This is a genomic window from Gordonia westfalica (genome assembly GCF_900105725.1).
In the GTDB taxonomy this organism is placed as follows: domain Bacteria; phylum Actinomycetota; class Actinomycetes; order Mycobacteriales; family Mycobacteriaceae; genus Gordonia; species Gordonia westfalica.
The window spans coordinates 4,078,127-4,091,806 of the sequence record NZ_FNLM01000034.1 but is presented as its reverse complement, the minus strand read 5'-3'; the positions used below and the strand labels follow the sequence as shown (position 1 = coordinate 4,091,806).

The following is a 13,680-nucleotide window of genomic DNA, read 5'->3' as shown; positions in this document are numbered from 1 at the left end:
ATGAGTTCATGGCTGGGCGCTGGTCCGCTCGTCGGTGAACGGGTCACATTGCGGCCGTTGACCATCGACGACGCACCCGCGCTCGCGCGAGTGGTCGGGGACCCGGCCCGGTTCCGCTGGTCTGCCGGCGTGCCCGTCGACCTCGCGTCTGCCCGACGCTTCATCGAGACCGCGAACGCCAGACCCGACGCCCGTGTGGCATTCGCGGTCGTCGACAACACCGACGGCTCGATCGTCGGGTCGACGAGCTTCTACGACATCGACGAGCCCAACCTCACCACGTGCATCGGGTACACCTTCTACGCCGAACGCGTCCAGGGCACGACGGTCAACCCGACCGCGAAATACCTGCTGTTGCGACGCGCCTTCGAGGACTGCGCCGCCGTGCGGATCACCTGGCACACCCACGAACACAACGCGCAGTCCCGCGCCGCCATCGCGAAGCTCGGCGCCCGGTTCGAGGGACTGCTCCGCAAACACCGGCGGTTCGGCGACGGGTGGCGGACCACCGCGCTCTACTCGATGACCGACGACGAGTGGTCGGACGCGAAAGCCGCACTGCTACAACGGATTGGCTGACACGCCGGGCGTCATGGCTCCTTCGAGTGGTCGGGATGGCCGTGCGTCCGGCGCTCTTCTTTCATCCGCGCCTCGTGCAGATGCCGTTCTCCGTCGGTCAACTCGTTGCGCACCCGTTCCGTATGCGCACGGAACGGGTGCCAGTACGTGTCGTCGAATTCCTCGACGACCTGAAATGTCCAGCGTCCGTTGATGACATTGCGTCCGACCATCTCTGTTGCGAGAATGTCCGCGATGTCGGCGTGCCCGTCTTCACGTAGCGAGTCCACGGCCTCCCCGAGCAGAAGATCCGCGTGCCCGATGAGCTGGTGGAAGCTGTAGAGGTGACCGCGGGCGCGTTCGACGTACTCGAGCGCCTCACCCACTTTGCCGACCGCCTCGGCGGTCGAGTCCGGGACCTGTTCGCCACGCTCAGCCATGTCCCGACAATACCCACGCCGAGGGTGCGTCAACCTTCAAATTCGCCGACCGATGTAGCTGCCGTAGACGCGATCCTCGTCGAACCCGTCGTAGATCTCACTGACCTCACCATTGAGCGCCTGGCTGATCTTGTGACCCAACTGCCTGAATTCGCTCTGCGCCTCAGCGGATCTCGGCGCCAAGGCGGAGAGAGTGCACAACCAGCGGTGGATGATGCGCAGATCGTCGGTGGACAAGGGGCCGCGTACCCAGTTCGCCTTTTCCCAGGTCTGGCGTTCCCATGCCTGCCACGGATGGTCCCATCCGCTCGGCGGCGAGATCGCGAAGAGTCCGCGCACGATGACGTCGTTGCGATCGATCCCGGCCTCCGTGCGCCAGCGGTCGACGATCCGGGAATAGGTCAAGTAGTCGGCGGCGGTCCAGACGCCGTCGCGCAGGCCCTTCCAACCGGCACGCCGCAATGACCGGCCGACCTTGGCCTCGAGTACCGGGCTCGGATGTTTCGGATCGCCGGCCCCCGCGAAGTACAGGTACCACGTGAACCCGGCCGGGCCGAGCTTCTCGATGGTGTTGCCGCCCTTGTCCGGTCGCAGCATCGCGTACGCCGCGCCGGGGTCGTCGCGACTAGCCAGCGCGGCCTCCTGGAGGAGTCGGCCGAGACGTTTGCGATCTGCGGCCACGGCGGCGATCCGCTTCTTCCCGTCTGCGTTCTGACGGCCCAGGCAGAATGCGACGACGTTCCACAACAGCGCGATTGCATCGTCCGGGGACTCGCCGGCGACGGCGCCGAGGGCGAACAGGTCTTCTCTGCCGATCTTGCTGCCGTGCAGCGTGTTCGGCATGTCGAACTCGGCGAGATGGTCGATCCACCACTGCTGGTCGACCAGGACGGAATCGGTCAGGAGTTCGGCCGCGCGATCGCCGTCGGCGAGCCAGTCGATGAGGTCGTCGGGAACAGCTAGTTGTGAGGGATTCATGCTGGATTGGACGCGCCGACGCGGAGTTCGGTTCCCTCCTTCTGATACGCCGACTCGGCCGGCGCCGTCAGCTCACGGGCTCCCGGCCGAAACCGTCTCGGCCACTTCGACTTCGGCGCGCCGCCGCACGAGCCGCGACGGGAGGCGTAACCGGATGCGGTCCGGTGCGCCGTCGAACACACCACCGGCCGGATCGTCGTACCAACGACCGTCGTTTCCGCGCCGGACGAGGTCCTCCTGGGGATGCCAGATCTGCCAGATCACGACCGCACACAACACCATGACCATCAGCCCCCGGACCACGACCGCGGTGGTGAACCACTGGTCGGGCAGCCAGCGTCGTTCCTGATCGAGGAACAGGCTCATGCGTGGAATCCAGATCAGCGCGTCGACCGTCATCCACGTCAGCAACAGACGGGTGTGCGGGATCGCCAGAACTGCCAGCGGCACGAGCCACAGCGAGTACTGAGGGCTCCACACCTTGTTGGCCAGCAGGAAGCCGGCCACCGCGAGGAACGCCAACTGTGCAACGCGCGGGCGGTGCGGCGCACACAGGCCGATGACGGCGACCGCCACCAGGACGAGCACCGTCAGCCCGACCGACAGCGCGTTCAGAAGATTGATGTTCCATGTGAAACCAAGCGTGTCGGCGAGGATGCGGTAGATGGTGTCGGCATCGGCCGAGCGGTCCGCGTTGAACCTGAAGAACTCCCACCACCCGCTCGGATAGGGGATCAGGATCGGCAGGTTGACCAGCAGCCAGGAGGCGACAGCCGCCGCGGCAGCCGCCCCGAACTCGCGGATCCGGCCGGTCCGCAGACACAGCGCACCCAGGACAACCAGCAGCAACGCCGGATAGAGCTTGGCCGCCGCGCCGATACCGATGGCCACACCCGCGATCCACGGCTTGTCTCGCGACCACGCGAGCAACGCGACCGCGACGGCCGCCGTCGCGATGGTGTCGAAGTTGGTGAAGGCGTGGACGAACACCAGCGGCGACAGCGCCGCCAGCCAGACCGTCCACATCCGGGCGCGCGCGGTGAGGGCCGTCGCCCAGATCGTGACCAGCCAGAACAGTGCCAGACCCAGCGCGACGACGGTGAAGAACAGCACGACGTCGAGCGCGCCGGGGACGCCCCAGTTCTCCTCGGCCCACACCCAGCCACGAGTCAGCTGCGCGGCGCCGTACATGAACATCCCGGTGAGCACGGGGTACTCCATGTAGCGCTTGATGGTCTGGCCGTCGGAGCCCTCCTGGAACCAGAAGTCCCGGTAGGGCAGCGCTCCGGTGTTGAGCCGTTCCGCCCCGTACAGGCTGATCACGTCGCTGTAGCAGAGGTTGGTGAACTGCCGCTGGTCGTCCCAGTCGAGCCGCATCTCCGCGCCCGGACGTCCGGCTGAACCATCGTCGGGGGGCGCCTGCTGCAGGCAGCCGGCCTTGCCGAACCAGCCGAGCGCCAACCCGCACAAGGCGAGGGCGAACAGCACTCGCAGAGGCGTCAGATGCCGGCTTCGGCCGATGACGGCGTGGGCGCCGACCGGTCCGCCGATGAGTGAGCTCGCCTCGCGGACCAGGTTGTCGGTGCGCGTCGGGAGTACGCGTTCGGCGTCGATGCGCTCATCCGGCGCAAGAGGTGCAGGGCTGTCCCAGGCAGTGTCGGCGTCGGCGGAGTCCGACGAGGTGCCCTGGTCAGCCGACCGGCGGTTCAGGGATTCCTCCGCCGTCCCCACCACCGTCGGGCTGGTTTCCTCCGCCGCCACCCGGCGAGTTTCCACCGCCCGGCGTATCGGCGCCACCGGAATCCGCTCCGCCCGGCGAGTTGCCGCCGCCACCACCGCGCGGTGCACCCGGGATCGGGATGGTCACGCCGGGGGCGAGAGTCAGATTGCCGTCGCCGCCCTGCTCGGGGATCTCGAACGTCGGCGCGGAGGCCGGACCCCGTGAGCGGGTCGACGGCGCGTAGGTCGTCGCCGGCGCCTCATACGGCACACCGGCGACGCCGCCGATGGCCTCGGGTTCGGGGAACTCCTTGATCTCCTTGCCCTCGAGGGCGGAGTTCATCGCGGCCTTCCAGATCTGCGAGGGCAGGCCACTGCCGTAGATGGAGGCGCCGTTGTAGTTGGTCAGCGCCGTGCCGTCGTTGGTGCCGACCCAGACCGCCGTGGACAGCTGCGGGGTGTACCCGACCATCCACGCGTCCTTGTTCTTGCCGGTGTCGCCGAGCTGCACCGTGCCGGTCTTGGCGGCCGACGGGCGCGAACCGAGCGACGAGTCGTAGAGCGAGTTGCCGTTGGAGTAGGCCGCGATCGGCTCGAGCGCCGCGGTCACGTTGTCGGCGACCTTGGCCGGGAACACGCGCTTGCCCTCGGACTTCCGCTCGAAGAGCACCTGCCCCTCGGAGTCGACGACCTTCTGCACGAAGTACGGCTCGTGGTAGACGCCGGACGCCGCGAGGGTCGCGTACGCCGAGGCCATGTCGATGACGCGGGACTGGTACTGGCCCAGGACCACACCACCCTCGGGCGAGCCGTTCGCCTCCTGGAGGGTTTTCTCGATGTTGCCGAAGGACTCGGCGACGCCGGCGCGGTGCGCCGCATCGGCGACGTCCTCGGCGCCTCGCTTGAGGTCCATCATCAGCCGGTAGTAGACGGTGTTCAGCGACATCTTCATCGCGGTGGCGAGGTTGCAGGTTCCGCAGCTCTCACCGTCGGAGTTCTCGACCGTGAGTCCACCGCTGGCCTCGAAGGGCGCCGAGCTGTACGTCTTCGACAGCGGGATGTCCTGCTCGAGCGCCGCGACGAGCGCAAAGACCTTGAACGACGATCCGGTCTGCAGACCCGCCTGTGCGAGGTCCCATCCACCGGCGTTGTCACCGCCGTAGTAACCGCGCACCGCCCCGCTCTGCGGGTCGACGGACACCACCGATGCCAGGAGATCGTCGGGCTCGCCGTTCAGCTGGCCGTTCGGGCACTTGTAGATCTTATTCTTGCGGCAGGCCGCCTGGACGACGCCGTTCTGCACCTGTGGGTCGATGGTGGTGCTGATCTTGAGGCCACCGGTCTGCAGCTGCTTCTCGGTGATGCCGACGCTCGTGAGTTCTTCGAGCACACGACGTTTGATCAAACCGTTGGGGCCCGGCGTCTCGTCGCCACCGCTGACGCGCGGCTTGATGGTCTTGGGGAAGACCGCGTTGTCGGCCTGCTGCTTGGTGATCGCACCGGTCGCGACCATCCCGCTGAGCACGTAACGCCAGCGGGCCTCGGTCGCCTCGCGGTTGTTCTCCGGGTCGTAGTAGGACGGGGCGCGGATGACCCCGGCGAGCAGAGCCGCTTCCTCGAAGGTCAGCGGATTCCTCTTGGCCCGCGCCTTGTCGGTGATCGACTTGTTGAAGTACTTCTGCGTGGCCACGGCGACGCCGTAGGCACCGCGGCCGAAGTAGATGGTGTTGAGGTAGGCCTCGAGGATCTTCTCCTTGGACCAGCCGTGCCGCTCGTTCATCTTGGCCGCGATCGCGAGTTCCTTGAACTTGCGATCGAAGCTGCGTTCGTCGCCGACGATCGCGTTCTTGACGTACTGCTGGGTGATCGTCGAACCACCGCCGGCCGACTGGTTGCCGGTGATCTGACCGATGGCGGCGCGGGACAGACCACGCGGCGAGAAGCCGTTGTTGGTCCAGAACTCGCGGTCCTCGGCGGCGACGATCGCCTGGATCATCGTCTCGGGGATCTCGTCGAACGGCACCACCTGACGGTTGCCGTCGGGCTGGGTGATGTCGGCGAGGGTGCGGCCGGAGGTGTCGACGATCGTGGCCTTCTGGCTGACCTCGGGTTCGGGGATCTCCGCGGTGAAATAGGTGAAGGCGAATGCGACGATCAACACCAGCACGATGGCCGGGACGATGGCGCCGATGGCGCCGAGTGCCCACGCAAATCGCTTGTGCCGCATCTCCGCGGCCTGCCTGCTGCCTCGACCGTTGTTACCGCCACCGTTGCGACCCGGACGGGGTCCGGTACCGCGCGGTGTGGGCGAAGAACCGTACGCCTCGCTCATCGTCCACCTTTCCTACCGGGCCGTGCGGCATGTCACACACACCGCTGACTCGGTCTCACTCTCTGGCCTCGTGCCACTCCACTGTGACAGCACACCTGGGACCACGGCAAGAAACCGCAGGCCAGCGCGCTACTTGGCCACGCGTCGGGTTCGACGCGTGGTCTGTGGCGGCAGCCCGGCAACGTATGACTGCACCAGATGGTTCCAGCTGCACGTCCGACACACTTCGACGACGTGCACCGAGAACTCCTCGGCGGTGGTCGCCAGCCGGGCGATCTCCTCGGTGCTCCGCGCTGAGCCGCTGACTTGGCCAAGCCGTTCGCCGAACACCCAGGAAACCAGCGTGACCTGCTCTTTTCGGCAGATCGGGCACATCGTTTCGCTGGGCCGACCGTGGAATTTCGCCGCGCGCAGAAGATACGGACTCGCATCGCACACCTCGGCCACGGCGGTCCGGCCCGCGTGGACCGAGGACAGCCGAGCGCGCCGCTGCAGGGCGTAGTCGACGATCTGGCGTTGCACGGGTTCAAGCGTACGTGGTCACACCTTCGACGTCGGCGCGACGGGTCCGGGCGCCGGCGCGAGTCGGGTCGCCGCCCGGCGGCGCGCGGTGTACCTTGCTCGACCGACCCTGGTCGTGGACACGGTTATATCGGTGCGATACATTGGCAAACACATCGGAGCGAGGTGTTGCGCTGTCAGCACGTTCCGACACATCGTATGAACCGGAGGGGGTGACGCAGTGCTCGAGTTGGCGATTCTCGGATTGCTCCTCGAATCCCCCATGCACGGATACGAGCTGCGCAAGCGACTCACCGGTCTCCTCGGAGCCTTCCGTGCCTTCTCCTACGGTTCGCTGTATCCGACCCTGCGTCGGATGCAGGCCGACGGTCTCATCGACGAAGCCGACGCGCCCTCGGGCATGAAGGTTCGTCGTGGGCGTCGGGTGTACCAGCTCACCGATGCCGGTCGCGCTCGGTTCGCCGAGCTCGTGGCCGACACCGGGCCGCAGAACTACACCGACGATGGTTTCGGTGTGCATCTGGCGTTCTTCAGCCGGACTCCCGCAGTTGCGCGCATGCGCATCCTCGAGGGCCGTCGCCGGCAGGTCGAGGAGCGCCGCGAAGGGTTGCGGGAGATCGTCGGACGGTCCAACCGGGCGGTCGATCGCTACACTCGCCAGTTGCATCAACTCAGCCTCGAGTCCAGCGAACGGGAGGTCCGCTGGCTCAACGAGCTGATCGCCGCCGAGAGCTCCCAACAGCGAGACGGGACTCCAAGTCCGTTCGATTCCGACACGTTCGATTCCGACGACACCGCTCGGGACGACGCCGGAACCGAACAGTCACCTGTCGATCCGGGGCCGGACGCCGGCATCGGACGATCCGATGACGAATTGCCAGAACCGGACTCGACGCAGAGCCGGGACGAACAGCTCGGGCACCCGAGCAAGTGAAAACACCGGTGGCGCAGCAAAGGTCTGCGACGCCGCAACAAGAAGGAGAGCCCGACCATGGGTGAGCCCAATAAGGTGCGCGTTGCCATTGTGGGCGTAGGAAACTGCGCTTCATCCTTGGTGCAAGGCGTGCAGTACTACAAGGACGCCGACGAGAACTCCAGCGTTCCCGGCCTGATGCATGTGAAGTTCGGTCCGTACCACGTCCGCGACGTCGAGTTCGTCGCCGCGTTCGACGTGGACGCGAAGAAGGTCGGCTTCGACCTGTCCGACGCGATCTTCGCGAGCGAGAACAACACCATCAAGATCGCCGACGTGCCGCCGACCGGTGTCACCGTCCAGCGCGGCCACACCCTCGACGGTCTCGGCAAGTACTACCTCGAGACCATCACCGAGGCCGACGGCTCGGGTGTCGACGTCGTCCAGGCCCTCAAGGACGCCGAGGTCGACGTCCTCGTCAGCTACCTGCCGGTCGGCTCGGAGCAGGCCGACAAGTTCTACGCACAGTGCTGCATCGACGCCAATGTGGCGTTCGTCAACGCTCTGCCGGTCTTCATCGCCTCGGACCCCGAGTGGGCCCAGAAGTTCACCGACGCCGGTGTCCCGATCGTCGGCGACGACATCAAGAGCCAGGTCGGCGCCACCATCACCCACCGCGTGATGGCGAAGCTGTTCGAGGATCGCGGCGTCACCCTCGACCGCACCTACCAGCTGAACGTCGGCGGCAACATGGACTTCAAGAACATGCTCGAGCGCGAGCGCCTGGAGTCCAAGAAGGTCTCGAAGACCCAGGCCGTGACCTCCAACCTGACCGGCTCGCTCGCCGGCAAGGTCGAGGACAAGAACGTCCACATCGGCCCGTCGGACCACGTCGCATGGCTCGACGACCGCAAGTGGGCCTACGTCCGCCTCGAGGGTCGCGCCTTCGGTGACGTGCCGCTGAACCTGGAGTACAAGCTCGAGGTCTGGGACTCCCCCAACTCGGCCGGCATCATCATCGACGCCGTGCGCGCCGCCAAGATCGCCAAGGATCGCGGCATCGGCGGACCGATCCTCCCGGCATCGGCCTACCTGATGAAGTCGCCGCCGAAGCAGCTCGCCGACGACGTCGCGCGCCAGCAGCTCGAGGCGTTCATCGTCGAGGCCTGATCCTCGGAGAACGATTCACACGTCCCCGTCGGGATTCGTGAGGTACACCCTCACGATCCGGCGGGGACGTCGTCGTTTCGGGCGACATGTTCGGCGAATCCGCCCGTGACCTCATCGCCCTTGGCCGACAATGGGTCGTCGGATCACCGGCTGCTGGACGAGCGACGAGGAGACGACCGGAATGGCTTCGAAACTGATCAAGGCATGTGTCGCAGTGGCTGTCTCGGGTGTCGTCGTCATACTCGGGCTGTCCGGGGTCGGACCGGCCGCTGCTGCACCGTCCCCCCACGCCGACCGTGACCGTGGTCGGCGGCTGCGACGGGGCGAAACTCGTTCAGCCCCAAACCCTTTCGTCGATCTATTGCGGCGACGCCGGCGTAATCGTCACGAACGTCACCTGGCTCGCGTGGACCGACACGTTCGCGGCAGGCTTCGGTACCGAGAACCGTAAGCTCTGCAAGCCGAGCTGCGCGGCCGGCAAGGTGGCGTCGTACCCGGTCGGCATCTGGCTGTTCGCGCCGAAGCAGGGCGCGTTCACGCAGGTCTCGCTCTACTCGTCGATCACCGCCCCGCCAGAGACCTATCAGCTCACCGGGTACGTGCGCTGACGCTCAGCTGATCTCGCCGCTGTCCTGCAACACGGTCTCCTCGGCTCGATGTTCGTCGGGATGTTCCTCGGCGGCGAGCCGCGGGATGAGTCCGCCGGCCAGGACGTCGGACACCTGGCGCTTCGAGAGTCGGTGCCGGACTTCGACATTGCGGACCTTGGTCACGTTGCGGACGGTTAGGACGTCATCGGCACCCAGGGCATCCCGCAGATTCTCGAGCCGGAGGGTGTCGTACTGCTCGACGGTGTCGTAATCCGCCGGATCGACGAATTCCACTGCCAGCACACCGAAGTTCGCGAGATTCTGCCAATGGATGCGGGCGAACGACTTCGCGATCACCACCCGGAGGCCCAGGTGGCGAGGCGCGATCGCCGCGTGTTCGCGTGATGAGCCCTGTCCGTAGTTGTCACCTCCGATGATGTGGCCGGTGTCCGCGGATCGTGCTCTGTCCGTGTAGGTGTCGTCGATGCGCGTGAAACAGAACTCGGCGAGCCTGGGGATGTTCGACCGGTACGGCAGAGCTTTCGCGCCGGCGGGCGAGATGTCGTCGGTGGAGATGTTGTCGCCGACCTTCAGCAGGACCGGGGCCTCGACGACATCGGGCAGCGAGTCCAGGTCCGGTAGATCGGAGATGTTGGGGCCCTTCACCGGTTGGACCTTCGCGGCTTCCTCCGGCGGCAGCGGCGGGACCATCATCGCGGTGTTGACCGAATGTTCCTGCGGCAGGTCGAGCTCCGGGTAGGAGACCTTGTTGTCGGCGGCCCAGTCGCGGGGGTCGGCGATCACGCCGGTGAGCGCCGACGCGGCTGCGGTGTCCGGCGAACACAGCCATACCTTGTCGTCCTTGGTGCCCGACCGTCCGGGGAAGTTGCGCGGCATCGTCCTCAGCGGGTTCTGCCCGGTCGCGGGCGCCTGCCCCATGCCGATGCAGCCCATACAGCCGGCCTGGTGGATCCGCGCGCCGCCGATGACGAGATCGGTGGTGGCCCCCATCTTGGTGAGGTCGGTGAGGATCTCCCGTGACGTCGGGTTGATGTCGAAGCTGACATCGGCTGACGTCTGCCTCCCCGCCACCATCGCTGCGGCGATCGCGAAGTCGCGGAGGCCGGGATTGGCACTCGACCCGATCACCACCTGCGAGATCTCCTCCCCCACCACCTCACTGACCGGAACGACGTCTCCGGGTGACGAAGGTTTCGCGATCAGCGGGACGATCTCGGTGAGATCGATGGTCTCCTCGGCGTCGTAGGTCGCCCCGTCGTCGGCGACGAGTTCGGTCCAGTCGCCTTCGCGGTCCTCGGCGCGGAGGAACTCGCGCACCGCGTCGTCGCTGGGGAACACCGTCGTCGTCGCGCCCAGTTCCGCGCCCATGTTCGCGATCACGTGGCGGTCCATCGCGGTCAGACCCGCGAGCCCGGGACCGTGATACTCGATGATCCGGTTCACGGCACCCTTCACGTCGTGGCGTCGGAGCATCTCGAGGATCACATCCTTGGCCGAACACCACTCCGGCAGTTCGCCTTCCAGCCGGACACCCCAGATCTCGGGCATCCGGATGTTCAGCGGGCGACCGGTGATGGCGAGAGCCACCTCGAGTCCGCCGACCCCGATCGCGAGCATCCCGAGCGATCCCGCCGCCGGCGTGTGCGAGTCGGACCCGACCATCGCCTTTCCCGGTATGCCGAACCGCTGCATGTGAGTGGGATGCGAGACACCGTTGCCCGGCTTGGAGAACCACAGCCCGAAGCGCTCACACGCAGTGCGCAGATACTCGTGGTCCTCTGCGTTCTTCTCGTCGGTCTGCAGCAGGTTGTGGTCGACGTACTGGACACTCGCCTCGGTCCGGGCGCGGTCGAGACCCAGAGACTCCAGTTCCTGCATGACCAGCGTGCCGGTGGCGTCCTGGGTGAGGGTCTGGTCGATGTGGATCGCGATCTCTTCGCCCGGGGTCATGTCCCCGGCCGCCAGATGGGATTCGATGAGCTTGCGGGCAACGTTCTGGGCGGGCATCGCACACTCCTTATCGGCTCACGTCCGAGCCACACTGGCTCGGGACTGAACCGACGTCAGAACCTGTCCGGGTTGTCGACACCGCGACACACCTGGCGCTCTCGCTCGGACTGTTTCCCATGGTCTCAGCGATGACCGTCACACGCCAGGGTCCGGCACCCGCACGCGCCCCGCGTGTCAGAGGCGGGAAAGTCGCGAATCGGGAATCCGCAGGTCATCCATCCGACCCAGTGACCCCGACACACGCTTCACATAGAGTGTTGTCGGTTGCTCCGAGCGTCTGAACCCCGGACGAATCGGACATCACCAGACCACGTACCAACAGAAAGGCACAATCTCATGGGCGTGAGCCTGAGCAAGGGTGGAAATGTCTCGCTGACCAAGGAGGCCCCGGGACTGACCGCGGTGTCCGTCGGCCTCGGGTGGGACATCCGCACCACCACCGGCACCGACTTCGACCTCGACGCCAGCGCCATCGCGCTCGGCGCCAACAAGAAGGTGCTGTCCGACCAGCACTTCGTCTTCTTCAACAACCTGCGCTCGCCCGACGGCTCGATCGAGCACACCGGCGACAACCTGACCGGTGAGGGCGAAGGCGACGACGAGGTCATCAAGGTCGACCTCGCCGCCGTGCCGCCGGAGGTCGATTCCATCGTCTTCCCCGTGTCGATCTACGACGCCGATGCGCGTTCGCAGTCGTTCGGGCAGGTCCGCAACGCATTCATCCGCGTCGTCAACCAGGCCGGCGGCTCCGAGATCGCCCGCTACGACCTGAGCGAGGACGCCTCCACCGAGACCGCGATGGTCTTCGGCGAGCTGTACCGCAACGGTGCGGAGTGGAAGTTCCGCGCCGTCGGCCAGGGCTACGCATCGGGGCTCGCGGGTATCGCCCGCGACTTCGGCGTGAACGTCTGACCCCGGTTTTCGCCGGCTGTCCCGCAGCAGATTCCCGTGGATGCCGCACCTCTCCTAGAGTGGGTGCGGCATCCTCGTGTCTTCACCCTCCGACGTCGCCGTCGGCAGCGGTCCCTTGAACACCTCAGAAAGGCCACCATCCAGTGGTAGTAAGAATTTTCGGCCTCTCGGTCGTCGTGACGATCGTGTCGCTGATCATCGCGTTCCTCTATGGCGGCGTCGAAGCGCTGATCCTGACGGCGATCCTGGGTGTCTTCGAGATCTCACTCTCCTTCGACAACGCGGTCATCAACGCCACGATCCTTCGCCGCATGAGCGAGTTCTGGCAGAAGATCTTCCTCACCATCGGCATCCTGATCGCCGTCTTCGGTATGCGTCTGGTGTTCCCGCTGGTCATCGTGTGGCTCGCGTCGGGACTCAACCCGGTCGACGCACTGGACCTCGCGCTGAACCCGCCGCCCAACGATGCGGCGTACTTCGCCAACGGTGATCCCAGCTACGAGACGATCATCACCGACGCCCACCCGCAGATCGCTGCCTTCGGCGGCATGTTCCTGCTGATGCTGTTCCTGGGCTTCGTCTTCGAACAGAAGGAGATCACCTGGCTGTCGTGGATCGAGCGGCCGCTGGAGAAGATCGGCAAGCTGGAGATGCTCGAGGTCGTCATCGCGATCACTCTCCTCGTGCTCACCGCGACGTACATCGCACCGGCCGACGAGCGGTCGACGGTCATGATCGCCGGCGCACTCGGCATGATCACCTACATCCTGGTCAACGGACTCGGCGAGTACTTCAACGTCGAGACCGAAGAACACGACGAGGCAGCAGAGCCGGGTACGGATTCGGCCGAGAAGGCAGCAGTCGAGGAGAACGGCCGCAAGGGTCCGTCCGACCTTGCGAAGGCCACCGGTAAGGCAGGATTCTTCCTGTTCCTCTACCTCGAGGTGCTCGACGCCTCGTTCTCGTTCGACGGCGTCATCGGCGCGTTCGCCATCACCGCCGACCCGATCATCATCGCCCTCGGCCTCGGCCTCATCGGCGCGATGTTCGTCCGTTCGCTCACCGTGTACCTCGTCCGCAAGGGCACGCTCTCGGAGTACGTGTACCTCGAGCACGGCGCGCACTGGGCCATCGGTGCGCTGGCGTTCATCCTGCTGTACTCGATCGGCACCCACGTGCCGGAGATCATCACCGGCCTGATCGGTGTCGCGCTGATCATCGCGGCCCTGATCTCCAGTGTGGTTCGCCGGAACCGACTCGCCGCGAAGGGCGAGGAGGAGAAGGTCGAGGTGTAGCCCTTCGAGGCTCGTCGCTTCGCTCCTCGCACCTCAGGGAGCAGAGGCGGCCCGACCGCTTCCTCGCACCTCAGGGAGCAGAGGCGGCCCGACCGCTTCCTCGCACACAGGGAGCAGAGGCGGCCCGACCGCTTGCTCGCACACAGGGAGCAGAGGCGGCCCGACCGCTTCCTCGCACCTCAGGGAGCAGAGGGAAACCAACAACTGCGCCGCAGATCCA

The 13,680-nt window shown here is 66.2% G+C and carries 12 protein-coding genes; 6 read left to right on the top strand and 6 right to left on the bottom strand.

Features of this window, described 5'->3' with window-relative positions; translation table 11 throughout:
* A complete protein-coding gene (locus BLU62_RS24210; protein WP_074852412.1) occupies window positions 1–579 on the top strand; it encodes a GNAT family N-acetyltransferase in 579 nt (192 codons plus the stop codon).
* 11 nt (window positions 580–590) lie between these two features.
* On the opposite strand, the gene BLU62_RS24205 is transcribed toward BLU62_RS24210, so the two are convergent.
* From BLU62_RS24205 to BLU62_RS24185, 5 genes are all read right to left on the bottom strand, one after another.
* Window positions 591–998, bottom strand: coding sequence for a hypothetical protein (locus BLU62_RS24205; RefSeq protein WP_074852411.1), 408 nt, complete (start codon window positions 996–998; stop codon window positions 591–593).
* Window positions 999–1,034: 36 nt separating this feature from the next.
* Window positions 1,035–1,976: an 8-oxoguanine DNA glycosylase OGG fold protein gene (locus BLU62_RS24200; RefSeq protein WP_074852410.1), complete on the bottom strand. Its 942-nt coding sequence runs from the start codon at window positions 1,974–1,976 to the stop codon at window positions 1,035–1,037.
* Between the two features lie 72 nt (window positions 1,977–2,048).
* Complete coding sequence (locus BLU62_RS24195; protein WP_425284585.1) at window positions 2,049–3,737, bottom strand: glycosyltransferase family 87 protein; 1,689 nt, start codon at window positions 3,735–3,737, stop codon at window positions 2,049–2,051.
* A complete protein-coding gene (locus BLU62_RS24190; protein WP_074852409.1) occupies window positions 3,667–6,027 on the bottom strand; it encodes a transglycosylase domain-containing protein in 2,361 nt (786 codons plus the stop codon). Before BLU62_RS24190 ends, BLU62_RS24195 begins: the two co-directional genes overlap by 71 nt.
* Before the next feature lie 129 nt (window positions 6,028–6,156).
* A complete protein-coding gene (locus BLU62_RS24185; protein WP_074852408.1) occupies window positions 6,157–6,549 on the bottom strand; it encodes a DUF5318 family protein in 393 nt (130 codons plus the stop codon).
* 220 nt (window positions 6,550–6,769) lie between these two features.
* On the opposite strand from BLU62_RS24185, the gene BLU62_RS24180 reads away from it, so the two are divergent.
* The 3 genes from BLU62_RS24180 (at window position 6,770) to BLU62_RS24170 (ending at window position 9,240) form a co-directional block, all read left to right on the top strand.
* Window positions 6,770–7,483, top strand: a complete 714-nt coding sequence (locus tag BLU62_RS24180; RefSeq protein WP_074852407.1) for a PadR family transcriptional regulator — start codon at window positions 6,770–6,772, stop codon at window positions 7,481–7,483.
* A gap of 57 nt (window positions 7,484–7,540) precedes the next feature.
* A complete protein-coding gene (locus BLU62_RS24175) occupies window positions 7,541–8,632 on the top strand; it encodes an inositol-3-phosphate synthase (protein WP_074852406.1) in 1,092 nt (363 codons plus the stop codon).
* A 296-nt stretch (window positions 8,633–8,928) separates the two neighbouring features.
* Complete coding sequence (locus BLU62_RS24170; RefSeq protein WP_425284584.1) at window positions 8,929–9,240, top strand: hypothetical protein; 312 nt, start codon at window positions 8,929–8,931, stop codon at window positions 9,238–9,240.
* A gap of 3 nt (window positions 9,241–9,243) precedes the next feature.
* On the opposite strand, the gene BLU62_RS24165 is transcribed toward BLU62_RS24170, so the two are convergent.
* Window positions 9,244–11,250 (bottom strand): aconitate hydratase, encoded by a 2,007-nt coding sequence (locus BLU62_RS24165; protein ID WP_074852405.1) that lies wholly within the window; start codon window positions 11,248–11,250, stop codon window positions 9,244–9,246.
* A gap of 339 nt (window positions 11,251–11,589) precedes the next feature.
* On the opposite strand from BLU62_RS24165, the gene BLU62_RS24160 reads away from it, so the two are divergent.
* Together BLU62_RS24160 and BLU62_RS24155 are read left to right on the top strand one after the other, a co-directional pair.
* Complete coding sequence (locus BLU62_RS24160; RefSeq protein ID WP_006361063.1) at window positions 11,590–12,165, top strand: TerD family protein; 576 nt, start codon at window positions 11,590–11,592, stop codon at window positions 12,163–12,165.
* 143 nt (window positions 12,166–12,308) lie between these two features.
* Window positions 12,309–13,460 (top strand): DUF475 domain-containing protein, encoded by a 1,152-nt coding sequence (locus BLU62_RS24155; RefSeq protein WP_074852404.1) that lies wholly within the window; start codon window positions 12,309–12,311, stop codon window positions 13,458–13,460.
* Window positions 13,461–13,680 lie beyond the last annotated feature (220 nt).

Coding starts and splice junctions, on each gene's coding strand:
- BLU62_RS24210 (WP_074852412.1), top strand. CDS start 1: ATGAGTTCATGGCTGGGCGCTGGTCCGCTCGTCGGTGAACGGGTCACA.
- BLU62_RS24205 (WP_074852411.1), bottom strand. CDS start 998: ATGGCTGAGCGTGGCGAACAGGTCCCGGACTCGACCGCCGAGGCGGTC.
- BLU62_RS24200 (WP_074852410.1), bottom strand. CDS start 1,976: ATGAATCCCTCACAACTAGCTGTTCCCGACGACCTCATCGACTGGCTC.
- BLU62_RS24190 (WP_074852409.1), bottom strand. CDS start 6,027: ATGAGCGAGGCGTACGGTTCTTCGCCCACACCGCGCGGTACCGGACCC.
- BLU62_RS24175 (WP_074852406.1), top strand. CDS start 7,541: ATGGGTGAGCCCAATAAGGTGCGCGTTGCCATTGTGGGCGTAGGAAAC.
- BLU62_RS24165 (WP_074852405.1), bottom strand. CDS start 11,250: ATGCCCGCCCAGAACGTTGCCCGCAAGCTCATCGAATCCCATCTGGCG.
- BLU62_RS24160 (WP_006361063.1), top strand. CDS start 11,590: ATGGGCGTGAGCCTGAGCAAGGGTGGAAATGTCTCGCTGACCAAGGAG.